The 25,697-nt window shown below is 65.7% G+C and carries 32 protein-coding genes, 1 tRNA gene and 2 pseudogenes; 3 read left to right on the forward strand and 32 right to left on the reverse strand.

Going from position 1 to position 25,697, the window contains the following annotated elements:
- Positions 1 to 259: 259 nt before the first annotated feature.
- Both PL79_RS35560 and PL79_RS35565 read left to right on the forward strand, forming a co-directional pair.
- Positions 260 to 583 (forward strand): type II toxin-antitoxin system RelE/ParE family toxin, encoded by a 324-nt coding sequence (locus PL79_RS35560; protein ID WP_044845940.1) that lies wholly within the window; start codon positions 260 to 262, stop codon positions 581 to 583.
- Positions 580 to 861, forward strand: coding sequence for a helix-turn-helix domain-containing protein (locus tag PL79_RS35565; RefSeq protein WP_044845941.1), 282 nt, complete (start codon positions 580 to 582; stop codon positions 859 to 861). Before PL79_RS35560 ends, PL79_RS35565 begins: the two co-directional genes overlap by 4 nt.
- Before the next feature lie 185 nt (positions 862 to 1,046).
- Here the strand turns inward: PL79_RS35565 and PL79_RS35570 are convergent.
- The 7 genes from PL79_RS35570 to PL79_RS35600 form a co-directional block, all read right to left on the reverse strand.
- Positions 1,047 to 1,122, reverse strand: a tRNA-Thr gene (locus PL79_RS35570).
- 19 nt (positions 1,123 to 1,141) lie between these two features.
- Positions 1,142 to 1,663, reverse strand: a complete 522-nt coding sequence (locus PL79_RS35575) for a ClpXP protease specificity-enhancing factor (protein WP_044845942.1) — start codon at positions 1,661 to 1,663, stop codon at positions 1,142 to 1,144.
- A gap of 71 nt (positions 1,664 to 1,734) precedes the next feature.
- Complete coding sequence (locus PL79_RS35580; protein ID WP_006400565.1) at positions 1,735 to 2,346, reverse strand: glutathione S-transferase N-terminal domain-containing protein; 612 nt, start codon at positions 2,344 to 2,346, stop codon at positions 1,735 to 1,737.
- Positions 2,347 to 2,440: 94 nt separating this feature from the next.
- Positions 2,441 to 3,199, reverse strand: a complete 759-nt coding sequence (locus PL79_RS35585) for a cytochrome c1 (RefSeq protein ID WP_044845943.1) — start codon at positions 3,197 to 3,199, stop codon at positions 2,441 to 2,443.
- Positions 3,200 to 3,220: 21 nt separating this feature from the next.
- Entirely contained in the window at positions 3,221 to 4,603 is a 1,383-nt protein-coding gene (locus PL79_RS35590; protein WP_124487862.1) for a cytochrome b, read from the reverse strand.
- Positions 4,600 to 5,220, reverse strand: a complete 621-nt coding sequence (gene petA / locus PL79_RS35595) for a ubiquinol-cytochrome c reductase iron-sulfur subunit (RefSeq protein WP_044845945.1) — start codon at positions 5,218 to 5,220, stop codon at positions 4,600 to 4,602. Before petA ends, PL79_RS35590 begins: the two co-directional genes overlap by 4 nt.
- A 218-nt stretch (positions 5,221 to 5,438) precedes the next feature.
- Positions 5,439 to 6,185 (reverse strand): Nif3-like dinuclear metal center hexameric protein, encoded by a 747-nt coding sequence (locus PL79_RS35600; protein ID WP_044845946.1) that lies wholly within the window; start codon positions 6,183 to 6,185, stop codon positions 5,439 to 5,441.
- Positions 6,186 to 6,206: 21 nt separating this feature from the next.
- On the opposite strand from PL79_RS35600, the gene PL79_RS35605 reads away from it, so the two are divergent.
- On the forward strand, positions 6,207 to 7,412 hold the full coding sequence (locus tag PL79_RS35605; protein WP_044845947.1) for a Do family serine endopeptidase: 1,206 nt from the start codon (positions 6,207 to 6,209) through the stop codon (positions 7,410 to 7,412).
- Positions 7,413 to 7,654: 242 nt separating this feature from the next.
- On the opposite strand, the gene tatC is transcribed toward PL79_RS35605, so the two are convergent.
- From tatC to PL79_RS35730, 25 genes and pseudogenes are all read right to left on the reverse strand, one after another.
- Positions 7,655 to 8,437, reverse strand: a complete 783-nt coding sequence (gene tatC, locus PL79_RS35610; RefSeq protein WP_044845948.1) for a twin-arginine translocase subunit TatC — start codon at positions 8,435 to 8,437, stop codon at positions 7,655 to 7,657.
- A gap of 41 nt (positions 8,438 to 8,478) precedes the next feature.
- Positions 8,479 to 9,009, reverse strand: a complete 531-nt coding sequence (gene tatB / locus PL79_RS35615) for a Sec-independent protein translocase protein TatB (protein WP_044845949.1) — start codon at positions 9,007 to 9,009, stop codon at positions 8,479 to 8,481.
- Positions 9,010 to 9,035: 26 nt separating this feature from the next.
- Positions 9,036 to 9,266, reverse strand: a complete 231-nt coding sequence (tatA, locus tag PL79_RS35620) for a Sec-independent protein translocase subunit TatA (protein WP_044845950.1) — start codon at positions 9,264 to 9,266, stop codon at positions 9,036 to 9,038.
- A 93-nt stretch (positions 9,267 to 9,359) separates the two neighbouring features.
- Positions 9,360 to 9,725: a histidine triad nucleotide-binding protein gene (locus tag PL79_RS35625; RefSeq protein ID WP_044845951.1), complete on the reverse strand. Its 366-nt coding sequence runs from the start codon at positions 9,723 to 9,725 to the stop codon at positions 9,360 to 9,362.
- Positions 9,726 to 9,754: 29 nt separating this feature from the next.
- Positions 9,755 to 10,147: a DUF4870 family protein gene (locus PL79_RS35630; RefSeq protein ID WP_044845952.1), complete on the reverse strand. Its 393-nt coding sequence runs from the start codon at positions 10,145 to 10,147 to the stop codon at positions 9,755 to 9,757.
- A 71-nt stretch (positions 10,148 to 10,218) separates the two neighbouring features.
- The gene (locus PL79_RS35635; RefSeq protein WP_044845953.1) at positions 10,219 to 10,584 is read right to left on the reverse strand and encodes a phosphoribosyl-ATP diphosphatase; all 366 of its coding nucleotides are present in this window, start codon (positions 10,582 to 10,584) and stop codon (positions 10,219 to 10,221) included.
- On the reverse strand, positions 10,581 to 10,997 hold the full coding sequence (gene hisI / locus PL79_RS35640; protein WP_044845954.1) for a phosphoribosyl-AMP cyclohydrolase: 417 nt from the start codon (positions 10,995 to 10,997) through the stop codon (positions 10,581 to 10,583). The genes PL79_RS35635 and hisI overlap by 4 nt, the downstream gene beginning before the upstream one ends.
- Positions 10,997 to 11,770, reverse strand: a complete 774-nt coding sequence (gene hisF / locus PL79_RS35645) for an imidazole glycerol phosphate synthase subunit HisF (RefSeq protein ID WP_044845999.1) — start codon at positions 11,768 to 11,770, stop codon at positions 10,997 to 10,999. The genes hisI and hisF overlap by 1 nt, the downstream gene beginning before the upstream one ends.
- A 104-nt stretch (positions 11,771 to 11,874) precedes the next feature.
- Positions 11,875 to 12,630, reverse strand: a complete 756-nt coding sequence (gene hisA / locus PL79_RS35650) for a 1-(5-phosphoribosyl)-5-[(5-phosphoribosylamino)methylideneamino]imidazole-4-carboxamide isomerase (RefSeq protein ID WP_034183653.1) — start codon at positions 12,628 to 12,630, stop codon at positions 11,875 to 11,877.
- Positions 12,631 to 12,793: 163 nt separating this feature from the next.
- Positions 12,794 to 13,435: an imidazole glycerol phosphate synthase subunit HisH gene (gene hisH, locus PL79_RS35655; RefSeq protein ID WP_044845955.1), complete on the reverse strand. Its 642-nt coding sequence runs from the start codon at positions 13,433 to 13,435 to the stop codon at positions 12,794 to 12,796.
- A pseudogene (locus PL79_RS35660) lies at positions 13,432 to 14,048 on the reverse strand (MarC family protein). The gene hisH and the pseudogene PL79_RS35660 overlap by 4 nt, the downstream one beginning before the upstream one ends.
- Positions 14,049 to 14,110: 62 nt before the next feature.
- A complete protein-coding gene (gene hisB, locus PL79_RS35665; RefSeq protein ID WP_006751804.1) occupies positions 14,111 to 14,698 on the reverse strand; it encodes an imidazoleglycerol-phosphate dehydratase HisB in 588 nt (195 codons plus the stop codon).
- Between the two features lie 65 nt (positions 14,699 to 14,763).
- Positions 14,764 to 15,837, reverse strand: coding sequence for a histidinol-phosphate transaminase (hisC, locus tag PL79_RS35670; RefSeq protein ID WP_044845957.1), 1,074 nt, complete (start codon positions 15,835 to 15,837; stop codon positions 14,764 to 14,766).
- 122 nt (positions 15,838 to 15,959) lie between these two features.
- The gene (gene hisD, locus PL79_RS35675) at positions 15,960 to 17,276 is read right to left on the reverse strand and encodes a histidinol dehydrogenase (protein WP_044845958.1); all 1,317 of its coding nucleotides are present in this window, start codon (positions 17,274 to 17,276) and stop codon (positions 15,960 to 15,962) included.
- A gap of 24 nt (positions 17,277 to 17,300) precedes the next feature.
- Complete coding sequence (hisG, locus tag PL79_RS35680; protein WP_006751807.1) at positions 17,301 to 17,954, reverse strand: ATP phosphoribosyltransferase; 654 nt, start codon at positions 17,952 to 17,954, stop codon at positions 17,301 to 17,303.
- A complete protein-coding gene (gene murA / locus PL79_RS35685; protein WP_044845959.1) occupies positions 17,951 to 19,300 on the reverse strand; it encodes a UDP-N-acetylglucosamine 1-carboxyvinyltransferase in 1,350 nt (449 codons plus the stop codon). The genes hisG and murA overlap by 4 nt, the downstream gene beginning before the upstream one ends.
- 14 nt (positions 19,301 to 19,314) lie before the next feature.
- Positions 19,315 to 19,554 (reverse strand): BolA family protein, encoded by a 240-nt coding sequence (locus PL79_RS35690; RefSeq protein ID WP_006477131.1) that lies wholly within the window; start codon positions 19,552 to 19,554, stop codon positions 19,315 to 19,317.
- A 50-nt stretch (positions 19,555 to 19,604) separates the two neighbouring features.
- Positions 19,605 to 20,360: an ABC transporter permease gene (locus tag PL79_RS35695; RefSeq protein WP_044845960.1), complete on the reverse strand. Its 756-nt coding sequence runs from the start codon at positions 20,358 to 20,360 to the stop codon at positions 19,605 to 19,607.
- Complete coding sequence (locus PL79_RS35700; protein WP_044845961.1) at positions 20,357 to 21,283, reverse strand: ABC transporter ATP-binding protein; 927 nt, start codon at positions 21,281 to 21,283, stop codon at positions 20,357 to 20,359. The genes PL79_RS35695 and PL79_RS35700 overlap by 4 nt, the downstream gene beginning before the upstream one ends.
- 192 nt (positions 21,284 to 21,475) lie before the next feature.
- Positions 21,476 to 21,751 carry an STAS domain-containing protein gene (locus PL79_RS35705; protein WP_044845962.1) on the reverse strand — a complete coding sequence of 92 codons (276 nt, stop codon included), beginning with the start codon at positions 21,749 to 21,751 and terminating at the stop codon, positions 21,476 to 21,478.
- Positions 21,748 to 22,377 carry an MlaC/ttg2D family ABC transporter substrate-binding protein gene (locus tag PL79_RS35710; RefSeq protein WP_044846000.1) on the reverse strand — a complete coding sequence of 210 codons (630 nt, stop codon included), beginning with the start codon at positions 22,375 to 22,377 and terminating at the stop codon, positions 21,748 to 21,750. Before PL79_RS35710 ends, PL79_RS35705 begins: the two co-directional genes overlap by 4 nt.
- 110 nt (positions 22,378 to 22,487) lie before the next feature.
- Positions 22,488 to 23,453 (reverse strand): annotated as a pseudogene (locus PL79_RS35715) (MlaA family lipoprotein).
- 32 nt (positions 23,454 to 23,485) lie between these two features.
- Complete coding sequence (mlaD, locus tag PL79_RS35720) at positions 23,486 to 24,046, reverse strand: outer membrane lipid asymmetry maintenance protein MlaD (RefSeq protein ID WP_044845964.1); 561 nt, start codon at positions 24,044 to 24,046, stop codon at positions 23,486 to 23,488.
- 24 nt (positions 24,047 to 24,070) lie between these two features.
- Complete coding sequence (mlaE, locus tag PL79_RS35725; RefSeq protein WP_044845965.1) at positions 24,071 to 24,838, reverse strand: lipid asymmetry maintenance ABC transporter permease subunit MlaE; 768 nt, start codon at positions 24,836 to 24,838, stop codon at positions 24,071 to 24,073.
- Positions 24,835 to 25,656 (reverse strand): ABC transporter ATP-binding protein, encoded by an 822-nt coding sequence (locus tag PL79_RS35730; protein ID WP_044845966.1) that lies wholly within the window; start codon positions 25,654 to 25,656, stop codon positions 24,835 to 24,837. Before PL79_RS35730 ends, mlaE begins: the two co-directional genes overlap by 4 nt.
- Positions 25,657 to 25,697: the final 41 nt, after the last annotated feature.

The following is a 25,697-nucleotide window of genomic DNA, read 5'->3' on the forward strand; positions in this document are numbered from 1 at the left end:
ACGGCCAATTTGCACTCAAAGCAATTGAAACCGCCTACATTGAACGGACACCAAAGTATTTTTCTCTCCGCAAATCTTCACCGAGATTGTGAAAGGTCGTGTCGACGGCGAATGCGCTTCATGAGCACTGCATAGCCGCCACCGCCGCCCTCACTGTTGCGAATATCCGCACATCAAGGGATGGGCGTCGATGCAATCCCCGTGGATTGCATGCAGTGGGCCACTCACTCACCCGATATATCAAAAAAGCGATAAACTGATGACCTGGCATGTTGAGTTGATACCCGAGGCAACGGCCGAATTGCTGGCATTGCCTCCCGATATGCGCGCCCGCTTCCTCCATATCGCGGAGATGCTGGCGGAGTTCGGCCCGCAACGCGTCGGGATGCCCCATGTGCGCGCGCTGACGGGAAAGCTTTGGGAAATCCGCATGACCGGGCGTGATGGCATCGCGCGGGCGATCTACGTCGCGCGGACGAAGCAACGCCTGATCGTGCTGCACATGTTCGTGAAGAAGACGCAGAGAACACCGCGTCGCGCTATCGAAATGGCGTGCGCCCGGATAAGGAGGATTGAGCAATGACCAGCCTTGCAACGTTGAAGAAGCGCCTGTTGGCCGACCCGGCCACGCAGGCCGAGTATGACGCGCAGGCACCGGAGTTCGCCGTTGCCCGCGAACTTGTCGCCGCACGCGTGCGCGCCGGATTGACGCAAGAACAGGTCGCCGAGCGGATGCAGACCACTCAATCGACCATCGCGCGGATGGAGAGCGGTCGCACGATGCCGTCGCTGCGCACGCTGGCGCGCTATGCGAAGGCGACGGGAAGTCGCGCCGTGGTACGTCTGGAAGCGATGAAGTAGTTCGATTGCCGCGCGAAGGCCCGGGGCGTCGCGCGGGCGACGGAATCCGCGGGCCGACGCCCGTCCCCGCGGATTGGCGATAAAGCACAGTCGGGAACCATTGCCCGGATGTGCAGTGTGCACGCCGGTGGTCGCCACGAACGAAAAAAGGGGTTACGGAAAACTCCGTAACCCCTTTTCGGATATGGTGCCGGCTGCAGGACTCGAACCCGCCACCTGATGATTACAAATCAACTGCTCTACCAGATGAGCTAAGCCGGCATAAGCGCGAGATTCTACCTCATTTCACGATCTTGAGGCGAGGTCTGCTGCCGCCTTTCGAGCCATCCCCGTCGGTTTTCGGCGGTTCGTCGGCGCCTTCGGACGGTTCTTCGTTCGCACCTTGATCGGCAACCGGCGCCAGCACGACAGGCGACTCGTCGCGCCGCACCTCATCGGCCTGCTCGGCATCGTCCTCGAACGCGCCCGAATCCGCGCCCTCGCCCGCCACCGCATCGACCTGGAACGCCATCCCCTGGCCGTTCTCGCGCGCGTAGATCGCGAGCACGTTGGCCACCGGAATCTCGATCTTGTGCGCCTTCCCGGAGAACCGGGCGGTGAACTCGATCCACTCGTTACCCATCTGCAGCTGGCTCGTCGCCTCGAAGCTGATGTTGAGCACGATCTCGCCGTCACGCACGAACTGACGCGGCACGCGCGTCGAGTTGTCGACCCTCACCGCGATATGCGGCGTGTAACCGTTATCGGTGCACCACTCGTACAGCGCGCGCAGCAGATAAGGCTTCGTTGAAATCTCTTGCATCACAATCCTCGAACCCGGAGCGGGCACGCGGCACGCCGCGCCGCCCGCTCCGTCTTGCCCTCATTGCATCATCAACGACGCATGACCTTTTCGGACGGCGTCAGTGCTTCGATATAGGCCGGACGGCTGAAGATCCGCTCGGCATACTTCATCAGCGGCGCGGCGTTCTTCGACAGTTCGATGCCGTAGTGATCCAGACGCCACAGCAGCGGCGCGATCGCGACGTCGAGCATCGAGAACTCCTCGCCGAGCATGTACTTGTTCTTCACGAAGATCGGCGCGAGTTGCGTCAGGCGATCGCGGATCGCGAGGCGTGCCTTCTCGTGGTTCTTCTCCGCTGCCTTGCCCTTCTCGTTCTCGAGCGTGCTGACGTGAACGAACAGCTCCTTCTCGAAGTTGAGCAGGAACAGGCGTGCACGGGCGCGCTGCACCGGGTCGGCCGGCATCAGCTGCGGGTGCGGGAAGCGCTCGTCGATGTATTCGTTGATGATGTTCGATTCGTACAGGATCAGGTCGCGTTCGACCAGAATCGGCACCTGACCGTACGGGTTCATCACCGAGATGTCTTCCGGCTTGTTGAACAGGTCGACGTCACGGATCTCGAAATCCATCCCCTTCTCGAACAGCACCAGCCGGCAACGCTGGGAGAACGGGCAAGTTGTGCCGGAATACAGAACCATCATATTTGCGTTTCCTCAAAAAAGCCGAGGGCCGGCACGCGGCGCAACCCCTTTCACGGGTTCCGCCTTGCGCCGGCCCCACGCCGGTCAGGCGTGTTTACTTGATATCTTTCCAGTACGCGGCATTGAGCCGCCAGGCCAGGAAAGTCAGGACACCGAGAAAGACCAGCACCCACACGCCGAGGCGTTTGCGGGTCTGCTGGGCCGGCTCGGACATCCATGTCATATAGGCCACCAGGTCGGCCACCGCAGCATCATAGTCCGGCGCCGACAACGTCCCCGGCGTGACCTGCTGGAAGCCGACGAGCGTGTGGACCTTCTCGCCCGTCTCCTCGTCCGTCTTGTCTTCGAATTTGGCAGTGCGCTGCCCCTGCAGTTGCCACAATACATGGGGCATGCCGACGTTCTCGAACACCGCGTTGTTCCAGCCGCTCGGCCGCGTATCGTCGCGGTAGAAACTCCGCAGATACGTGTACAGCCAGTCGCGACCGCGCGCCCGTTCCTCGACCGACAGGTCGGGCGGCGTCGTGCCGAGCCAGTTCTTCGCGTCTTCGGGCCGCATCGCGACGGACATCGTGTTCCCGACCTTGTCGGTCGCGAACAGGAGATTCGTTTCGATCTCCTTCTGGGATATGCCCAGATCCGTCAGACGGTTGTAGCGCATCAGGTTCGCGCTGTGGCAGTTCAGGCAATAGTTTACAAACAATTGCGCGCCGTGCTGAAGCGAAACGAGATTTTCCGTGTTATCGGGCGCCCGGTCGAGCGGAAAATTACCCTCCGCGCGCACGGCCGGCGCCGCCAGCAGCGCGACGGCCGTCGCCCCGATCAGCGCGAGCGTCGAAAGCAGTTTCTTCATGTCGTTCTCTCCTCGCTCTCGTTAATGGGGCTTGAAGCGCACCCGCTCCGGCGGCTGCTTGAACGTGCCAAGCGGCGTCCAGACGGGCATGCCGAGGAAGAACGCGAAGTAGATCAGCGCACAGCCCTGCGCGATCAGCGTCGAGACCGGCGATGGCGGCCGCGTGCCGAGGAACGCGAGGATCAGGAACGCCGCGACGAAGATCCCGAGGAACACCTTGTGGAACAGCGGCCGGTAGCGGATCGACTTCACCGGGCTGCGGTCGAGCCACGGCAGGAAGAACAGCGTGATCACCGCCGAGCCCATCACGACGACGCCCCAGAACTTCGATTCCGTCAAGAACATGAACACGACGATCGCCGCGGCCAGCACCGGCAGCCCGACCTTCCACTTGCCGCGCGCACGGATCAGCGCGAGCACGCCGAGCAGCGCGATCACGATCATCAGCACGATCTTGAACGGGTCGGTGGTCGCGCGCAGCATCGCGTAGAACGCGGTGAAGTACCACACCGGCGCGATTTCCGGCGGCGTCTGCAGCGGATTCGCCGGGACGAAGTTGTTCGACTCGAGGAAGTAGCCGCCCATCTCCGGCGAGAAGAACACGATCAGCGCGAACACCATCAGGAACACACAGACGCCGAAGAAATCGTGCACCGAGTAGTACGGGTGGAACGGGATGCCGTCGAGCGGAATGCCGTCCGCGTCCTTCTTCGCCTTGATCTCGATGCCGTCAGGGTTGTTCGACCCCACTTCGTGGAGCGCGACGAGGTGCGCGATCACGAGGCCGACCAGCACGAGCGGAATCGCGATCACGTGGAACGCGAAGAAGCGATTCAGCGTGACGTCGGACACGACGTAGTCGCCGCGGATCCACAACGACAGGTCCGGGCCGACGAACGGGATCGCAGAAAACAGGTTCACGATCACCTGCGCGCCCCAGAACGACATCTGGCCCCACGGCAGCAGGTAGCCGAAGAACGCCTCGGCCATCAGGCACAGGAAGATCGCGCAGCCGAAGATCCACACGAGTTCGCGCGGCTTGCGGTACGACCCGTACATCAGCCCGCGGAACATGTGCAGGTACACGACGACGAAGAACATCGACGCACCGGTCGAGTGCATGTAGCGGATCAGCCAGCCCCACGGCACCTCGCGCATGATGTACTCGACCGACGCGAACGCGAGCGTCGAATCGGGCTTGTAGTTCATCGTCAGGAAGATGCCCGTGACGATCTGGTTGACGAGCACCAGCAGCGCGAGTGAGCCGAAGAAGTACCAGAAGTTGAAGTTCTTCGGCGCGTAGTACTCGGAAACGTGCTTCTTCCAGGTGGACGTGAGCGGGAAGCGCTGGTCGACCCAGCCGGTGAGACCTGTCGTGGAGACTTCCTTGTTGTCGGCCATCACGCTTCTCCTTTCTCGTCCTTGCCGATCACGAGGGTCGTCGCCGACGTGAACATGTAGGGCGGGATGTCGAGATTCTGGGGCGCCGGCTTGTTCCTGAACACGCGGCCGGCGAGGTCGTAGGTCGAACCGTGGCACGGGCACAGGAAGCCGCCCGGCCAGTCGTCCGGCAGGTTCGGCTGCGGACCCGGCGTGAAGCGTTGGCTAGGCGTGCAGCCGAGGTGCGTACACACGGCCATCACGACGAGAATGTTCTTGCGATCGGCCCGCGAGCGATATTCGTTCGCGCAATACGCGGGCAACGGCATCGAATACGGGGATTTCGAGGTCGGATCGGCCACTTCCTTGTCGGCCTTGACGACGTCGGCCAGCATCGAATCGGTGCGATTCAGGATCCAGACGGGTTTGCCGCGCCACGGCACCGTGACCATCTCGCCGGGCTTCAGGCCGCTGATGTCGACCTCGACCGGGGCTCCGGCCGCTTTCGCTTTCGCGGACGGCGCAAGCGACGCCGCGAAAGGTATGACGGTGGCTACGCCTCCCACGCCACCTGCTACGGATGTCGCAATCAGCCAGGTACGGCGGCCGCTGTCGACGCGTTTCTCTTCCTTGTCTCGCATCACACGCCCCACTTCTGAGTTGGATTTTCCGTCACGACTTTTCATTCCGCCGCTAGTTTGCGCGAATGGAGTCGCCATTTACAAGGCCCGGAGACGAAAATCCCTTCGAAGTAATTGATAGTTAAGGGTTTTCCCCCACTATCGGAGCGATTAAATCATTTTGCTTTTAAGCATACGCTACATTGCGAAATTTCGATGCACCGCCGCAAATCCGGCGTTCAGACCGGATTATGAATATCGATAAAAAGGTGTTCGAGATCGAATTCTTCGGACAAGTGGGCGCCGAGCGCCTGGATTCCGTAGCGCTCGGTCGCGTGGTGCCCTGCCGCAACGAACGCGACGCCGCTTTCGGCCGACGCATGCGTGACGGATTCCGACACCTCGCCGGTCAGGAACACGTCGGCGCCCGCGTCGATCGCCGCGTCGAAATAGCTTTGCGCGGCGCCCGTACACCATGCGATGCGGCGCAACTGCATCTCCGGATCGCCGAGCACGAGCGGCGTGCGGCCGAGCGTGCGCTCGACCTTCGCGACGAAGTGCTCGAGCGAGACGGGCATCGGCAGCGTGGCCATCCAGCCGAGGTCGCCATCGCCGAAACGCTGCTCGCCGAGCAGCCCGAGCTTCTCGCCGAGCTGCGCGTTGTTGCCGAACTCGGGGTGCGCGTCGAGCGGCAGGTGGAATGCGAACAGGTTCAGGTCGTTCGCGAGCAGCAGCTTCAGCCGCTGGTACTTGCGGCCGGTAATCTGCGGCGCCTCGTTGCGCCAGAAATAGCCGTGATGGACGAGCACCGCATCCGCGCCCCATTCGAGCGCGGCTTCGAGGAACGCGACCGACGCCGTCACGCCGGTGGCGATCTTCTCGATCTTGCGGCGCCCCTCGACCTGGAGGCCGTTCGGGCAATAGTCCTTGAAGCGCGCGATTTCAAGGGTATTGTTCAAGTACAATTCAAGTTCGATCCGATCCATATAAACCTCTAATCCTTTCAGATGCTTAGACGCTTCTGGCTGTTCTTCGCGCAGGCGGTGACCGTACTGCTCGCGCTGATGTTCATCGTCGTGACGCTCAAGCCGCAATGGCTGCAACGGCAAGGACAGCTCGGCAAGCAGCTCGCCACGCCGATCGTCGCGCTGCGCGAAGTCGCACCGGGCATCGGCGGCGCCCCCGCGACCACGTCGTACGCCGAGGCCGCGCAAAAGGCGATGCCCGCCGTCGTCAACGTCTTCTCCAGCAAGGACGGCTCGCTGCCGCCCGATCCGCGCGCGAAGGATCCGCTGTTCCGCTACTTCTTCGGCGACCGCAATGCGCGCAAGCAGCACGACGAGCCGGCCGCCAACCTGGGCTCGGGCGTTATCGTGAGCCCTGAAGGTTACATTCTAACGAACCAGCACGTCGTGGACGGCGCCGACCAGATCGAAGTCGCGCTCGCCGACGGCCGCACGGGCACCGCGAAGGTGATCGGCAGCGACCCGGAAACCGACCTCGCCGTGCTGAAGATCAACATGACGAACCTGCCGACGATCACGCTCGGCCGTTCCGACCAGTCGCGGGTCGGCGACGTCGTGCTCGCGATCGGCAACCCGTTCGGCGTCGGCCAGACGGTCACGATGGGGATCATCAGCGCGCTCGGCCGCAATCACCTCGGCATCAACACGTTCGAGAACTTCATCCAGACCGACGCGCCGATCAACCCGGGCAACTCGGGCGGCGCGCTGGTCGACGTGAACGGCAACCTGCTCGGCATCAACACGGCGATCTACTCGCGCTCGGGCGGCTCGCTCGGCATCGGCTTCGCGATCCCCGTGTCGACCGCGCGCACCGTGCTCGAAAGCATCATCACGACGGGCTCGGTCACGCGCGGCTGGATCGGCGTCGAGCCGCAGGACGTCACGCCGGAAATCGCCGAATCGTTCGGGCTCCAGCAGAAGTCGGGCGCGATCGTCGCGGGCGTGCTGCAGGGCGGGCCGGCCGACAAGGCCGGCATCAAGCCGGGCGACATCCTCGTGAGCGTGAACGGCGACGACATCACCGACACGACGAAACTGCTGAACACCGTCGCGCAGATCAAGCCGGGCACGCCGACCAAGGTGCATGTCGTACGCAAGGGCAAGGAGTTCGACGTGAAGGTCGTGATCGGCAAGCGCCCGCCGCCGCCGAAGCAGGCGCTCGACGAACAGGACAGCGACAGCGAATGACCTCCGGCGGGCGGCGTACCGGCGCCGCTTGCCGGCCAAGGACGGAAACAAAAAAGGGCAGCCTGATCGGCTGCCCTGTTGCTTTGGTCCGGCGGCGTTGCTCCGGCATGCCTTCTTCACGGTGAAGAAGCTGCGGGCGCCCTCGCGATCTGCGCCATCCGGTCGGCGCGCGCGGCTTCAACGCTGTCGAGGGGCCGTATCGACGACCGCGATCATGCCGGCCGCCGCGCACCGGTCCCGCATCAACTCGCGGCGCCGTTCTCCGCCTCGGGTTCTTCCGTCGGCTTCGGTACGAAGAATCGCGCGGCCAGCAGCCCGATCTCGAACAGCACGACGAGCGGCAACGCGAGCATCAACTGCGAGAATACGTCCGGCGGCGTGACGACCGCCGCGACGACGAACGCGCCGACGATCACGTACGGCCGCATCTCCTTCAGCTTCTTCAACGTCAGCACGCCCATCCGGACGAGCAGCACGACGACGATCGGCACCTCGAACGTGACGCCGAACGCGATGAACATCCCGAGCACGAAGCTCAGGTAGTTGTCGATATCGGTCGACATCTCCGCGCCGAGCGGTGCGTTGTAGTGCGCCATCACGCGGAAGATCGTCGGGAACACGAGGAAGTACGCGAACGCCATCCCGCACAGGAACAGCACATAGCTGCTGCCGACGAGCGGCGCGACGAGCTTCTTCTCGTGCTGGTACAGCCCCGGCGCGACGAACGCCCAGATCTGGTACAGCACGATCGGCAGCGCGATCACGAGCGCGACGAGCATCGTGACCTTCATCGGCACGAAGAACGAGCCGGTGACATCGGTCACGATCATCCTGCCGCCCTTCGGCAGGTTTTCCATCAGCGGCCGCGCGAGCAGCCGGAAGATGTCGGGCGCCCAGTACACGAGCCCGAGGAACACGACGATCACGGCCAGCCCCGCGCGAATGATGCGATCGCGAAGCTCGACGAGATGGGAAATGAAGGTTTCTTCCGGGGCGTCGCCCGGGTTCTGCTGGGGGTCGCTCACACCGGCCCTCGGTAGGATTGACGAGCGAGCATGCGCTCGGCTCAGAAGAAGCGCGTCGGCCGGCGCAGGCTGGCCGGCTGGTGGCGCGCGACACGCGCGGCGCCCGACTGCACGTGCGTGCGGCGGGTCGTCGCGCGCTTGTACCAGACAGGCGTCGCCGCCTGTTTCACACGCCAGTTGCGACGCTTCGGCGCGAGCGCGGCCGTGCTGCCGCGCCACGACGGCGCCGCGGGCGTGTCGGAGCCGTACGTGCCGGCATCGACCGAGCCTTCGTTAAGGCCGCCGACCGCGGAGTTCCACGTGTCGTTCAGCTCCTTCTCGTGCTCGCGCAGGTTGTCGTGAATCGTCGTCTCGACATTGCGCGCGGCCGTCTCGAAATCGGTCTTCATCGTCCGCAACGCGTCGAGTTCGATTTCGCGCGAGACCTCGGCCTTCACGTCGTTGATGTACCGCTGCGCGCGGCCGAACAGTGCGCCGGCCGTACGCGCGACGCGCGGCAGGCGCTCGGGGCCGAGCACCACGAGCGCGACGACGCCGATCAGCGCCATCTTCGAAAGACCGAGATCCAGCATCGCGAATGCCTGTCAGCGTGCCGGCGTTACGCCTTGTTCGAGTCGGAACGCGTCGTTTCCTTCGCGTTGACGTCGACCGAGCCGTTGCGCGGCAGCTGCTGCGCGTCCGCCGGCGTCTCGCCGTCCTTCATGCCGTCCTTGAAACCCTTCACGGCGCTGCCGAGGTCGTTGCCGATGTTGCGCAACTTCTTCGTACCGAAAACCAGCGCGACGATCAGCAGCACGATCAGCCAGTGCCAAATGCTCAATCCACCCATGATGAAACCTCTCCTCAACCACGCCGCGTCGCGGCGCAAATCGCCGGCGGCACGCCGGCTTCGACTATCGATGCGGGGAAACGCCCCGCGACGTCAACCCATCCGCAGCCAGGGGCGCGGGCCGGCCAGAATGTGCGCGTGCAGGTGGTAAACCTCCTGCCCGCCGCCGGGCCCCGTGTTGATCACCGTGCGAAAACCGGTTTCGCCACCCGTGTACGCGACGCCGAGCTGGTCGGCCAGACGCGCGACCAGCAGCATCAGCCGGCCAAGCATCGGCGCGTCGGCCTCGCTCGCCGCCGACAGCGTCGGCACGTGCCGGCGCGGAATCACGAGCACATGCGTCTCGGCCGCGGGGCGGATGTCGCGGAACGCGACGAATTCGTCGTCCTCGTGCACCTTCGTGCTCGGGATCTCGCCCGCCGCGATCTTGCAGAACAGGCAATTCGGATCGTGACTCATGTTGCTCCTGCGAAACGCCCGCGCGCCGGTCAGAACCAGGCCTGCGAATCGAGCGTCTTGTTGTCGTTTAGGTACAGCCAACCTTTGATGATACGGTACAGCGTCCAAATCCACGTGACAAACATGATGACGAATCCCACGCCCACGAACATCAGCGCGAAGCCGATCACGTAAGCGATCAGCGCGCGCCAGAACGTGCGGATCTGCCACTCGAAATGGTCGGCGTACGGCGTGCCGGCCACGTCACCGCGCTTCACGTAGTTGATGATGATCGCGATGAGGCCGGTGACGCCGCCCGTCAGCCAATGAATCGCGTAGAGGCCGTACAGCACGTGCGTCAACGTGCGCAAACCGTTCAGCCGCTCGGCGTCCGCTGCACCCGGCACCGACGGCGTCGGAAGCTGGCTCGGCGTATCGGTCATGATGCTACCCCCGTTGGATGACAATTCTTACAGCTTACCGCACTGTCGCCGGCGCGGCAGGCCGCGAGCCGTCAACCGCCGTTTTCCTCGCGCTCGCGGCGCTTGCGCAGCGCCTTTTCCTCGATGCCCGACAACCCTTCGCGGCGCTCGAGTTCGGCGATCACGTCGGCCGGGCTCAGGTCGAAATGCGACAGCATCACGAGGCAGTGGAACCACAAATCGGCCACCTCGCCGACCAGCGCTGTCGGCGCGCCGCCCTGGCGCACGTCCTTCGCGGCCAGCACGACTTCGGTCGCCTCTTCGCCGATCTTCTTCAGCACCGCGTCGTCGCCCTTGTGGAACAGGCGCGATACGTACGATTGTTCGGGGTCGCCGCCCTTGCGGCTATCGATCACGGCCGCGAGGCGCAGCAGCGTGTCTTCGGTCGATTGCGTCATTTGTAGATGTGTTCGGGGTCTTTCAGCACCGGATCGACCGCGACCCAGTCGCCGCTGTCCACCGTACCTTCGAATTTCTGGAAGAAGCACGAATGCCGGCCGGTGTGGCAGGCGATGCCCGACACCTGCTCGACCTTCAGCAGCACGACGTCCTCGTCGCAATCGAGCCGCACCTCGTGCACGTGCTGCACGTGGCCCGACTCCTCGCCCTTGAACCACAGGCGCTTGCGCGAGCGCGAATAGTAGACCGCGCGCTGCGTCTCGATCGTCTTCGCCAGTGCCTCGCGGTTCATCCACGCGAACATCAGCACGTCGTTCGTCGACGCTTCCTGCGCGATCACCGGCACGAGGCCGTTGTCGTCCCAGCGGACCTTGTCGAGCCACGCGGGCAGGGATTTCGTTTCCGTATTCATCACAGCCTCACCGCGATGCCCTGCTCGGCCATGAAGCGCTTCGCCTCGCCGACCGTGTGCTCGCCGTAGTGGAAGATGCTGGCGGCCAGCACCGCGTCCGCGCGGCCGTCCTTGATGCCGTCCGCGAGATCCTGCAGGCAGCCGACACCGCCCGATGCGATCACCGGCACCGGCACCGCGTCCGACACGCCGCGCGTGAGCGCGAGGTCGAAGCCCGACTTCGTGCCGTCGCGGTCCATGCTCGTGAGCAGGATCTCGCCCGCGCCGAGTTCGGCCATCTTGCGCGCCCATTCGATCGCATCCAGGCCCGTGCCCTTGCGGCCGCCGTGCGTGAAGACTTCCCAGCGCGGCGCCTCGCCGTCGGCCGACACGCGCTTCGCGTCGATCGCGACGACGATGCACTGCGAGCCGTACTTGTCGGCCGCGTCGCGCACGAGCTGCGGGTTCGCGACCGCCGACGAATTCATGCTGACCTTGTCCGCGCCGGCGTTCAACAGGCGCCGCACGTCCTCGACGGCGCGCACGCCGCCGCCGACGGTCAGCGGAATGAACACCTGCGACGCAACGGCTTCGATGATCGGCAGGATCAGGTCGCGCTGGTCGGAGGTCGCGGTGATGTCGAGGAACGTCAGTTCGTCGGCGCCCTGGTCGTCGTAGCGGCGGGCGATTTCGACGGGGTCGCCGGCATCGCGCAGCTCGACGAAATTGACGCCCTTGACGACACGCCCGGCAGTCACGTCCAGGCAGGGGATGATGCGTTTAGCTAGAGCCATGATGTACGCCATAGGCCGCGGTGGAACGGCCGGTTACGGAAGCCTCGCGCGAGGCTTCCGGTCGGGGCCGCCTGCGGGCAGCCCCGGCGAACGGGACACCGCGGTTACGCGTTGTCGAGTTCGCCGTTCAGTTCGTCCGCGCGCTTTTGCGCGGCCGCGAAATCGAGATCGCCGGAGTAGATCGCACGGCCGCAGATCACGCCTTCGACGCCGTGCTCTTCCACTTCGCACAGGTTCTCGATGTCCGTGAGGTTCGACAGGCCGCCGCTGGCGATCACCGGAATGCCGACCGCCTGCGCGAGCTTCACGGTCGCCTCGATGTTGATGCCCTGCAGCATCCCGTCGCGGCCGATGTCCGTGTAGACGATCGACTCGACGCCGTAGTCCTCGAACTTCTGCGCGAGATCGATCACCTCATGGCCCGTGAGCTTGCTCCAGCCGTCGGTCGCGACCTTGCCGTCCTTCGCGTCCAGGCCGACGATGATGTTGCCCGCGAACGCGGTACACGCGTCCTGCAGGAAGCCCGGATCCTTCACGGCCGCGGTGCCGATGATCACGTAGGACAGGCCCGCGTCGAGATACTTCTCGATCGTCTCGAGGCTGCGGATGCCGCCGCCGAGCTGAACGGGGATTTCGTCGCCGACTTCGTCGAGGATCGCTTCGATCGCCTCGAGATTCTTCGGCTTGCCGGCGAATGCGCCGTTCAGGTCGACCAGATGCAGCCGCCGGGCGCCGAGATCGACCCACTTGCGGGCCATCGCCGCCGGGTCCTCGGAGAAAATCGTGGCCTGGTCCATATCGCCCTGTTTGAGGCGCACACACTGACCGTCTTTGAGATCGATGGCCGGAATCAGCAACATAGCAATCGGGTGTCGTCGTGGAAAATGAAAAGAATCCGGCGCGCACCGGCCAAACCGGTGCCGCGCCGTCTCGCTAGTTTAGTACAACTCTTTCGGTGCTTAAGCGTGCGAGCCCCGCACGACAGGCGTTTGCGCCCTGTCAACTGTGGCTCGCGCACCACGTTCACGGCTTCCAGTGTACGAAGTTGCGATACAGACGCAACCCGACTTCCGCGCTTTTCTCGGGGTGGAATTGGGTCGCGAAGAGATTGTCCCGCGCGACCGCTGACGTAAACGGCGCGCCGTAGGCCGTTTCGCCGACCGTGTGCGCCGGGTTGTCCGGGCTCACGTAATAGCTGTGAACGAAGTAGAAATACGCGTCGTCGGGCACGCCGTCCCACAGCGGGTGCGGCTGCGACTGGCGCACGCGGTTCCAGCCCATCTGCGGCACCTTGAAGCGCGAGCCGTCGTCCTGCAGCCGGCCGTCGAGCTCGAAGCGCACGACCTTGCCGGGCAGCAGGCCCAGGCCCTTCGTGTCGCCTTCCGCGCTCCAGTCGAACAGCATCTGCTCGCCGACGCACACGCCGAGCAGCGGCTTCGTGCGCGACGCCTCGATCACCGCTTCCTGCAGCCCCGATTCGCCGAGGCAGCGCATGCAGTCGGGCATCGCGCCCTGGCCGGGCAGCACGACGCGGTCGGCCGCGCGAATCGCGGCCGGCGTGTCGACGATCGCCACGTCGGCGGCCGGTTCGGCCTTCTTGAGCGCCTGCGCGACCGAGCGCAGGTTGCCCATCCCATAATCCACAATCGCAATCGAAGTTTTCATCTCAGTGCAGGCAGTAGCGCCCTCAGTCCATTGACGATGAATTCCACCGCCAGCGCCGACAGCATCAAACCATCAGCCGCGTGCGATGTTGATGCCGTCGGCCGATCCAGTTCGCGATCGGCTCGGCAAGCCGCATCGCGAAGAAACACAGCAGAGCCAGCGCCGCGCCGATCGCGACGAGCCCGGCTCGCTCATACCAGTGATGCGAGTTCGCCGCATAGATGATCACCGTGCTGATCGAGCCGGGGCCCGTCAGCAGCGGAATCGCCAGCGGCACGACCGCGATGTTGTCCTTCTGCTCGGCTTCGTGGCGCTCCTCCGGCGTCGAGCGGGTGTTGCCGGCCTGAGCGTTCAGCATGCTGATCGCCATCAGCAGCATGATGATCCCGCCGCCCACTTCGAGCGAGCCGACCGATATGCCGAAGAAGTCGATGATCTGCTGCCCGAGCAGCGTCGTCACCGTCATCACGCAGAACACCGACACCGACGCGATCCGGATCGTGCGGCGCCGCTCGTCGTCCGTCTGCTGCGCCGTCAGGCTCAGGAAGAACGGCACCGCGCCGACCGGATTGATCAGCGCGAGCAGGGAAATGAACGATTTGAGCAGATCCATCGCAAGCCGGCGCGCCGCGCCGAAGCCGTGAGGTTATCCGTGGCGTCCTGTCCGTTCGAAAGTTAGAGGCTGCCCTTCGTCGACGGAATCTGCCCCGCCGCGCGCTCGTCGAGTTCCACCGCCGCACGCAGCGCCCGGCCGAAGGCCTTGAACACCGTTTCGAGCTGGTGGTGCGCGTTGATCCCGCGCAGGTTGTCGATGTGCAGCGTGACGCCCGCGTGGTTCACGAACCCGCGGAAGAATTCGATCGACAGGTCGACGTCGAACGTGCCGATCCGCGCGCGCGTGAACGGCACGTGGAATTCGAGACCCGGCCGGCCCGAGAAGTCGATCACGACGCGCGACAGCGCCTCGTCGAGCGGCACGTACGAATGGCCGTAGCGGCGGATGCCCTTCTTGTCGCCGATCGCCTTCGCGACGGCCTGGCCGAGCGTGATGCCGACGTCCTCGACCGTATGGTGGTCGTCGATATGCGTATCGCCATGCGCTTCGACCTCGAGATCGATCAGACCATGTCGCGCGATCTGGTCGAGCATATGGTCGAGAAACGGCACGCCGGTGGCCAGCTTCTGCCGGCCCGTACCGTCGAGATCGAGCTTCACACGGATCTGCGTTTCGCTGGTATTGCGAACGACTTCCGCCACACGCATGGCAATTCCTTGATTGAGTCTGATGTAAATGGGGATTGATCGTCGCGCGCCGCCGCGCCCTGGGGTCAACCGGGCAGCGCGAGTTTCAAGGCAGCCAGCAGGCGCGCGTTTTCGTCGGGAGAACCGACGGTCAGCCGCACGCATTCGGCCAGCAACGGATGCATTTTACTCACGTTTTTGACCAGCACCCGCTCGGTGAGCAACGCATCGAACACGGCCGCCGCGTCCGGCACGCGCACCAGCAGGAAATTGCCGGCGCTCGGGAACACCGTCGCGCCCGGCAGCGCGGCCACGGCCTGCGCGAGGCGCGTGCGTTCCGCACGCAGTTCGGCCGCCTGCGCGTCGAGCACGTCGAGGTGGTCGAGCAGGAAATCGGCGGTCGCCTGGGTCAGCACGTTGATGTTGTACGGCGGGCGCACCTTGTCGAACTCGGTCAGCCAGGTCGGCAGCCCGGCGAGATAGCCGAGGCGGATTCCCGCGAGGCCGAGCTTCGACACCGTGCGCATCACGACGACGTTGTCGAACTCGGCGGCGCGCGGCAGCCACGAGCGCTCCGCGAACGGCTGGTACGCCTCGTCGATCACGATCAGGCTGTGCCGCGCGGCCGCGATGATCCGCTCGACGTCGGCTTCGTCGTACAGCGTGCCGGTCGGGTTGTTCGGGTACGCGAGATAGACGATCGCGGGCCGGTGCTCGGCGATCGCCGCGATCATCGCGTCGGCGTCGAGCGTCAGATCGGCCTTGAGCGGCACGCCGACGAATTCGAGCTGCGCGAACTTCGCGGACAGTTCGTACATCACGAAGCCCGGCACCGGCGCGAGCACCTTCGCGCCCGGCTTCGCGCATGCCACCGACATCATGCTGATGATTTCGTCCGAACCGTTGCCGAGCAGCACGTCGCACGCGGCCGGCACGCCCATCGCACGGCGCAGCTTGTCGAGCAGCGCGCCCGGGCGCGGCGCCGGGTAGCGGTTCAGCGCGACCTGCGCGAGGCGCTCGCCGAGCGCCGCCGCGAGCGGCGCCGGCAGCGAATACGGGTTCTCCATCGCATCCAGCTTCACGAACCCGCTCGCGTCGGGCACCGGGTAGCTCGTCATTGCGAGCACGTCGCGGCGGATGATGTCTTGTGGCGTCGTCATGGTCTCAAGCCGGCGTGCGTCGCGCCGGCGTCAAATTGGTCGGCAGGGCGGCGGCTGCCGCCCTGCGCTCGGTCTCCTCGTCGTCCGGAGTCGATGCGTCGGCATCGGCTCCGGCGCGCGGGTCACCCCTTCATCCGGAGCTCGGCGCTGCGCGCGTGCGCCTGCAGCCCTTCGCCGTATGCGAGTTCGGAAGCAATCTCGCCCAGCGTCTGCGCACCTTCGGCGCTGACTTCGATCAGGCTCGAGCGCTTGATGAAGTCGTACACGCCGAGCGGCGACGAGAAGCGCGCGGTGCGCGAGGTCGGCAGCACGTGGTTCGGGCCGGCGCAGTAGTCGCCGAGGCTTTCGCTCGTGTAGCGGCCGAGGAAGATCGCGCCGGCGTGGCGGATCTGCTGGCCCCATTGCTGCGGCTCCAGCGCGGAAATCTCGAGGTGCTCGGGCGCGATGTCGTTCGCGATCCGGCACGCTTCGGCCATGTCGCGCACCTTGATCAGCGCGCCGCGGCCTTCGAGCGACGCGCGGATCACGTCCTGGCGCGGCATCGTCGGCAGCAGCTCGTCGATCGCCTTCTCGACGCGCTCGAGGAACGCGGCGTCCGGGCACAGCAGGATCGACTGCGCGAGTTCGTCGTGTTCGGCCTGCGAGAACAGGTCCATCGCGACCCAGCTCGGATCGGTCGTGCCGTCGCACAGCACGAGGATTTCCGACGGTCCGGCGATCATGTCGATGCCGACCGTGCCGAACACGCGGCGCTTGGCCGACGCGACGTACGCGTTGCCCGGCCCGCAGATCTTGTCGACCGCCGGCACCGTGGCCGTGCCGTACGCGAGCGCGCCGACCGCCTGCGCGCCGCCGATCGTGAACACGCGATCGACGCCGCCGAGCAGCGCCGCGGCGAGCACGAGGTCGTTCTTCACGCCGTCCGGGGTCGGCACGACCATCACGATCTCGCCGACGCCCGCGACCCGCGCGGGAATCGCGTTCATCAGCACCGACGACGGATAGGCGGCCTTGCCGCCCGGCACGTACAGGCCGACGCGGTCGAGCGGCGTGACCTTCTGGCCGAGCACCGTGCCGTCGCTTTCCGTGTACTGCCAGCTATGGGTGCCGCACTCGATCTTCTGTTTCTCGTGGTACGCCCGCACGCGTGCGGCGGCGGCTTCCAGCGCCGCGCGCGCCTTCGGCGCGAGGCCGTCGAGCGCCGTCTGCAGCGCGTCCTGCGGCAGTTCGAGCGCGGCGACGCTGCTGGCGTCCAGCCGGTCGAAGCGGTTCGTGTACTCGAGCACCGCGGCGTCGCCGCGCGACTTCACGTCGGCGAGAATCTGCGCGACCGACTGCTCGATCGCTTCGTCCTCGCTCGCCTCGAACGCGAGCACCGCACGCAGCGCGGCGTCGAAGCCGTCGCTGGTCGAATCGAGTTTGCGGATGGTGATAGCCATGGAAGTTCCGTTACGGTGATGCGCTCAATTGCCATTCTGCGACGCGCGTTCGAACGCGTCGAGAATCGGCTTGAGCGCCGCGCGCTTCAACTTCAGCGCAGCCTGGTTCACGACGAGGCGCGACGAGATCGCCATGATCTCCTCGACCTCGACCAGATTGTTCGCCTTCAGCGTGCCGCCCGAGCTGACGAGGTCGACGATCGCGTCGGCCAGCCCGACCAGCGGCGCCAGCTCCATCGAGCCGTACAGCTTGATCAGGTCGACGTGCACGCCCTTCGCGGCGAAGTGTTCGCGTGCCGTTTCGACGTACTTGGTCGCGACCCGCAGGCGCGCGCCCTGGCGCACCGCGTTCGCGTAGTCGAAACCGGCCGGCACGGCCACCGACATCCGGCAGCGTGCAATGTTCAGATCGATCGGCTGGTAGAGGCCCGAGCCGCCGTGCTCGACCAGCACGTCCTTGCCGGCCACGCCGAAGTCGGCCGCGCCGTATTCGACATAGGTCGGCACGTCGCTCGCGCGCACGATGATCACGCGCAGGTTCGGATCGGTCGTCGGCAGGATCAGCTTGCGCGACGTTTCCGGATCCTCGGCCACCTGCACGCCGGCGGCCGCCAGCAGCGGCAGGGTTTCCTCGAAAATCCGGCCCTTCGACAGGGCGAGGGTCAGCGGCGCGGTCATGCTTGGCTCCCGGAGAGGCGGCGCACGTTCGCGCCGACGGCGGTCAGTTTGGTTTCCATGCGGTCGTAGCCGCGGTCCAGGTGATAGATGCGGTCAACGAGCGTTTCGCCTTCGGCGCGCAGCCCGGCGATCACGAGGCTCGCCGACGCGCGCAGGTCGGTCGCCATCACGTTCGCGCCGGACAGCTTGTCGACGCCCGTCACGAGCGCCGTGTTGCCGTCGATCGTGATGTTCGCGCCGAGCCGGTTCAGCTCCTGCACGTGCATGAAGCGGTTCTCGAAGATGGTCTCGACGACCTGCGCGGTACCCGTCGCGACCGAATTGAGGGCCATGAACTGCGCCTGCATGTCGGTCGGGAACGCCGGGTATTCCGACGTGCGGATCGTCACCGCCTGCGGGCGGCGGTCCATCTTCACGCGCAGCCAGCTGTCGCCTTCCTCGATCGACACGCCGGCCTCGCGCAGCTTGTCGATCACCGCGTCGAGGATGTGCGGGCGCACGCCCGTCAGCATCACGTCGCCGCCCGCCGCCGCGACCGCGCACAGGAACGTGCCGGCCTCGATGCGGTCGGGAATCACCGAATGGCGTGCGCCGTGCAGCCGCTCGACGCCCTGGATCACGAGGCGGTCGGTGCCGATGCCGTCGATTTTCGCGCCCATCGCGACCAGCAAGTGTGCGAGATCGCTCACTTCCGGCTCGCGCGCCGCGTTCTCGATCACCGTCTCGCCGTCGGCCAGCGTCGCGGCCATCAGCAGGTTTTCCGTCCCCGTCACCGTGATCATGTCGGTCACGATGCGCGCGCCCTTCAGGCGCTTCGCGCGTGCCTCGATGAAGCCGTGCTCGATGCTGATCTCGGCGCCCATCGCCTGCAGGCCCTTGATGTGCTGGTCGACCGGCCGCGCGCCGATCGCGCAGCCGCCCGGCAGCGACACCTTGGCCTCGCCGAAGCGCGCGAGCAGCGGCCCGAGCACGAGGATCGACGCGCGCATCGTCTTGACGAGCTCGTACGGCGCGACGAGGTTGTCGACGCGCGATGCGTCGAGCTGCACGCGGCAGCCGTCCGTTGCGCTCTTCACGCCCATCTGGTTCAGCACCTTCAGCGTGGTGCGCACGTCCTTCAGGTTCGGCACGTTGTCGAGTTCGACCGGCTCGGCGCTGAGCAGCCCCGCGCACAGGATCGGCAGCGCGGCGTTCTTCGCGCCCGACACGACGATCTCGCCCGACAACCGGCGACCGCCTTCGATCACCAGCTTGTCCATCCCATGTCCCTGCGATTCCCCGTTGGCGGCCGGGTGTGCCGTGGCGACGCTCTGGACGGCGTCGCGCTCGTTGACGGTGACTTGCACTCAGTGGTTCCGGTTTATGCGTTCTGCCATTCGGCGGGCGTCAGCGTCTTCATGCTGAGCGCGTGGATTTCCTGCTTCATGCGATCGCCGAGCGCCGCATAGACGAGCTGGTGCCGCTGGATCGGCCGCTTGCCTTCGAAGGCCGCCGACACGATCGTCGCGAAGAAATGCTGGCCGTCGCCTTCGACTTCCAGATGAGTGCAGGCGAGACCGCCGGCGATGTATTGCTTGACCTGTTCGGGAGTCGGCAACATGAGGGGCTCCTGTCGGCGCGCGCCGCCCGTGGCGGCCGCCGCCGTCGATATCAATGGCGCAGTTTGTAGCCGGTCGCGAGCAGCCGCATCGCGAACATCGCGAGCAGCACGAAGAAACCGGTGACGATCGCGAGGCTCGCGAGCGGGTTGATGTCGGACGCGCCGAAAAACCCGAAACGGAAGCCGTCGATCATGTAGAAAAACGGGTTGAGACGCGAGATCTCGCGCCACACGGGCGGCAGCGAATGCGTCGAATAGAACACGCCGGACAGGAACGTCAGCGGCATGATCAGGAAGTTCTGGAACGCGGCGAGCTGGTCGAACTTCTCGGCCCAGATCCCGGCGATCAGCCCGAGCGTGCCGAGGATCGCCGAGCCCAGCAGCGCGAACGCGATGATGAACAGCGGCGCCGCGAAATGCATCGGGATAAACCAGATCGTCACGACGAACACGCCCGCGCCGACCGAGAGCCCGCGCACGACGGACGCGAGCACGTACGCGCCGAAGATGTCCTTGTAGGACAGCGGCGGCAGCAGCACGAACACGAGGTTGCCGGTGATCTTCGACTGGATCAGCGACGACGAGCTGTTCGCGAATGCGTTCTGCAGCACGCTCATCATCACGAGGCCGGGGACCAGGAAGCTCACGTACTCGACGCCCGGATACACCTCGACGCGGCCCGACAGCGCGTGGCCGAAGATCGTCAGGTACAGCAGCGCCGTCACGATCGGTGCGCACACCGTCTGGAACGACACCTTCCAGAAACGCAGGAGTTCCTTGTAGAACAGCGTTTGAAAACCGCTCATGCCAATCCCTCGACGACTTCTGCTCCGTTCATCACCTGGACGAACACATCCTCGAGGTCGGCCTTGCGGACCTCGATCTCGTCGAACGTGCAGCCCGCCGCGCGACACTGCGCGAGAATCCGCTCGACATCGTCGTAGCTCGCGAGACGCAGCAAATGCTCGCCCGGCGCGCGTGCGGCCGGATCGGTCTCCAGCCCGCGCAGCTCGGCGGGCAGCGCGCCCGTTGCCAGCCGCAGGTACAGCTGCAAGCCCGCGAAGCGGCGCAGCAGCGCGTCGGTGCGGTCGAGCGCGACGACTTCCCCGCGACGCAGCATCGCGATGCGGTCGCACAGCGACTCGGCTTCCTCGAGGTAATGCGTGGTCAGGACGATCGTGTGGCCTTCGCGGTTCAGCCGCGAGATGAATTTCCACAGCGTCTGGCGCAGCTCGACGTCGACGCCGGCCGTCGGCTCGTCGAGCACGATCACGGGCGGCCGGTGCACGAGCGCCTGTGCGACCAGCACGCGGCGCTTCATGCCGCCCGACAGCGCGCGCATGTTCGCGTCGGCCTTCTCGGTGAGGTCGAGATTGGCCATCACTTCGTCGATCCAGTCGTCGTTGCGGCGCAGCCCGAAATAGCCGGACTGGATCCGCAGCGTCTCGCGGACGGTGAAGAACGGGTCGAACACGAGTTCCTGCGGCACGACGCCGAGCGCGCGGCGTGCACCGCGGAAGTCCTTGACGACGTCGTGGCCGCGCACCGAGATACTGCCTTCATCGGCCCGGGCGAGCCCGGCGAGGATACTGATGAGCGTGGTCTTGCCTGCGCCGTTCGGGCCGAGCAGACCGAAAAACTCGCCCTCCTCGACCGACAGGCTGACGCCCTTGAGCGCCTGAAGCGATTTGTAGCGCTTCTTGACGTGACGGATTTCTATGGCTGACATGACTGTGCGCGGCGCAGGGGCCGCGACGCCTATTCTGTGCTTGCTGCGAAAGAAAATGGGGGCCGGACGCCGATTGGCTGCCCCGCAAAACGCTTGATTATAGGGCAAACCGGCTGGTGGAGCCGGCGCCTAAGGCGCGCGGCCTGAAGCGTGCGCGCGCCGGCTGGCGCGGCAGGCTTCGGTCGGACAGGGTCAATGTCGCCCGGTGCCGTCGATGAGCGCGTCGACGCCGTAGGCGCGCGCGAGGCTGGCGAGCTTCGAAGGGAGATTGAGGATGTCGAGGGTCGCGCCGCGCGCTTTGGCGGCACGTTGCCATGCGAGCAGCACGGCGAGCGCGGACGAGTCGAATTGCGTCAGCGCAGCGCAATCGACGGCGGTTTCGCCCGCGTCGATGCGCGCGAGACCGTCCGCGAGCGCGGACTTCGCGCTCGCGACGGTCAGCGAGGAGCCGGCCGCGAAGCCGCTCACGACGCCTGCTTGCCGGCGGCAAGTTCCTGGTTGCGCTGCGTCAGGAACTTGATCAGGCCGTCCACGCCGCTTTGCTGGATCTTCTCGTTGAACTGCTGCTGGTACGTCTGGATCAGCCATGCGCCCAGCACGTTCAGGTCATACACCTTCCAGCCGTTGGCCGTCTTGTACAGGCGGTAATCGATCTGGACCGGCTGGCCGTTGTTCATCGCGACCGTCTTCACGACGACGTCGGTGTCGGCCGGATCGGCACGGAACGGCGGGTACTGGATCTGCTGGTCCGGCTTCAGCTGCGCAAGCGCGCCCGAATACGTGCGGATCAGCAGCAGCTTGAACTGCTCCTGAACCTGTTGCTGCTGCTCGGCCGACGCCGTGCGCCAGTTGCGGCCCATCGCGAGCTGCGTGGTGCGGCGGAAATCGGTGTACGGCAGGATGTCCTTGTTGACGATCGTAATGATGCGGTTGGTGTCGCCCTGCTTGATCGTCTGCTGCTTGACCTCGTCGAGCACCTGCTGCGTCGCCGTCTTGATCAGCGCCTGCGGGTTCGACTGGTCGACTTGCGCGTGAGCTGCGCTGCCGAACGAGAACAGCGCCGCGAAAACGGGAATCAGGAACAGTTTTTTCATCATGGAGACCTGCATGAAGAGTCGATGCGAAGGTTGGAGCCGGTAGATTACGCGAAGGTTCGCGTGCGCTACCGACTGAATCGTTTCCGGCTGTAACGAATGTAAGCGCGTCAGTGCAGCCGGATGCTCGGGAAGCGGAATCCGCCCGGCGACGGCGGCGCCACCTGCATCGGCGGCACGGTCGTCGCGCTGGCCGGGTTCGGCGCCTGGGCGGCGCCCGACGCCGGTGCGGCAACGGCCGCGCCCGATGCGCCGGCCGGCGCCGTCGCGCCACCGACTGCCGCGGCGCCGCCGTCCCGGCCGCACCGGCTGCCGCCGGCGCCGCGCCGTCGTCCGGCAGGTCGTACTTCGGCAGCGCATCGTTGCTCCGAGGTCGTCGAGGCCTCGCCGCGCGCGTTGTCGATCAGCATCTGGCGGCGTTGCAGGTACGCGTTGCGCACGAACGAATACTTGTCGAGCGCCGCGGCATCCAGCACGTCGCCCGCGCCGAGCAGGTTCGCACGCGTATTGACGAGGTTCACGCCGAACAGGCCCCAGCTCAGGCCGTCCGGCTTCACGTAGGTGAGCGGGTTGCCGACGTAGTCGACGCCGAGGCCGGCCGTGTCGCGCAGCGTGCTCGGGCCGAGCAGCGGCAGCACGAGATACGGACCCGACGGCATGCCGTAGCGACCCATCGTGATCCCGAAGTCGGCCGTGTGCTTCGGCAGTTTCGCGATCGTCGCGACGTCGAACAGGCCGCCGACGCCGAACACCGTGTTGATCACGACGCGCATGATGTCGCCGACACCGTCCGCGATCCGCAGCTGCACGATGTTGTTCGCCGCGATGTAGACGTCGCCGATGTTCGAGAAGAAGTTCGTCACGCTGTCGCGCACCGGCTGCGGCACCACATACTGGTAGCCCTTCGCGACCGGTTTCAGCGCGTACGTGTCGACCGTGTCGTTGAACTTGTACATCGACCGGTTGAAGCCTTCGAGCGGATCGCCCTTGGTCGGCGTCTGCACGGTCGCGCAACCGCTCAACGCGGCGACTGCCGCCACCGCGAGCGCGGCGTGCCTGATGCGGATCGTCTGCATGGTCATTACCCTCTGGTCTTTCTCTCGTGTGGTTATTGGGCGGCCGAACCGGACACCGCGGAGGCCGGCACCGCGACCGGTGCGGGCGCCGCCGGTGCGGCCGAGGCGCCGGATGCCGGCTTCGCGCCACCCGCGTCGGCTGCCTTGCTGTACAGGAACTGGCCGATCAGGTTCTCGAGCACGATCGCCGACTGCGTCATCGTGATCGTATCGCCCGCCTTCAGCATTTCGGTGTCGCCGCCCGGATCGAGGCCGATGTACTGCTCGCCGAGCAGGCCCGACGTCAGGATCTTCGCGGACGAATCCTTCGGGAACGGATACTGGCCGTCGATATCGATCGTCACCAGCGCCTGGTAGGTGTTGGGATCGAAGCCGATCGCCTTCACGCGGCCGACCACGACGCCCGCGCTTTTCACGGCCGCGCGCGGCTTCAGCCCGCCGATGTTGTCGAATTTCATCCGCACCGAGTAGGTCGGCTGAAACGACAGCGAGCTCATGTTGCCGACCTTGAGCGCCAGGAACAGCACCGCAAGGAAGCCCACCACCACGAACAGGCCGACCCAGAAGTCGAGAGCAGTCTTTTTCATCGTCATCCCAAAATTTGGCTTGGCTGAGGCTTAGCTGAACATCAGCGCGGTCAGCAGGAAATCGAGGCCGAGTACGGCGAGCGACGCGAACACGACCGTCTTGGTCGTCGCGCGCGACACGCCCTCGGGCGTGGGCTTCGCTTCATACCCTTGAAACAGCGCAATGAAGGTCACGGCGAACCCGAACACGATGCTCTTGATCACGCCGTTGCCGACGTCGGCCCACACCTGGACCCCGCCCTGCATCTGCGACCAGAACGCGCCCGGATCGACGCCGATCAGCACGACCCCGACGAAATAGCCGCCGAGCACGCCGACCGCGTTGAAGATCGCGGCGAGCAGCGGCATCGCGATGATGCCGGCCCACAAGCGCGGCGCGATCACCGTCTTGACCGGGTCGACGGCCATCATCTCGAGCGCGGTGAGCTGCTCGCCGGCCTTCATCAGGCCGATCTCGGCCGTCAGCGACGTGCCCGCGCGGCCCGCGAACAGCAGCGCGGTCACGACCGGGCCGAGCTCGCGCACGAGCGACAGCGCGACCAGCAGGCCGAGCGCCTGCTCGGACCCGTAGCGATTCAGCGTGTAGTAGCCCTGCAGGCCGAGCACGAAGCCGACGAACAGGCCCGACACGGCGATGATCACGAACGAATAGTTGCCGAGGAAGTGGATCTGCTTCGTGACCAGTCGCGGCCGGCGCAACAGCGGGAAGAATTCCAGCACGAGGCGCACGAACAGCCGCGTGCCGTAGCCCGCGCGCACGAGGCCGCCGATGACGTAACGTCCGATCGCGCTGATCATGCGCGCCCTCCGCCGAGCCCGAAATCCGCTGCCAGCGGCGGGCTCGTGTAATGAAATTTGAACGGGCCGTCCGGCGCGCCGTCGATGAACTGGCGCACGCTCGGGTCGGTCGATGCGCGCAGCTCGTCGGGCGTACCCTGCGCGAGCACGCCGCCGTTGGCCAGAAAATACACGTAGTCGGCGATCGCGAACGATTCCGGCACGTCGTGCGTGACGAGGATCGACGTCGCGCCGAGCGCCTCGTTCAGCGTGCGGATCAGGTTCGCGGTGATGCCGAGCGAGATCGGATCGAGGCCCGCGAACGGTTCGTCGTACATGATGAGCTGCGGGTCGAGCGCGATCGCGCGCGCCAGCGCGATGCGGCGCGCCATCCCGCCCGACACCTCGGACGGCATCAGGTCGCGCGCGCCGCGCAGGCCGACCGCGTTGAGCTTCATCAGCACCAGATCGCGGATCAGGTCGTCGGGCAGGTCGGTGTGTTCGCGCAGCGCGAACGCGACGTTCTCGAACACGGACATGTCGGTAAACAGCGCGCCGAACTGGAACAGCATGCCCATCTTGCGGCGCAGCGCGTACAGGCCGTCGCGCGTCTGCGCGCCGACGTCGGCGCCGTCGAACAGCACCTGGCCGCGGCGTGCGCGCACCAGCCCGCCGATCAGGCGCAGCACGGTCGTCTTGCCGCAACCCGACCCGCCCATGACGGCGACGACCTGGCCGCGCCCGAAGCGCATGTTCAGGTTCGACAGGACGAGGCGGTCGCCGTAGCCAAAGTCGACGTCGCGAAGTTCCAGCAGGGTCTCGGTAGGAGTGGGGCTCACGGAGCTGACAGTCCTTTTACGCAGAACGCCGAATTATAGGG

Origin of the sequence: Burkholderia sp. USMB20 (assembly GCF_000949135.2) — a bacterium.
GTDB lineage: Bacteria > Pseudomonadota > Gammaproteobacteria > Burkholderiales > Burkholderiaceae > Burkholderia.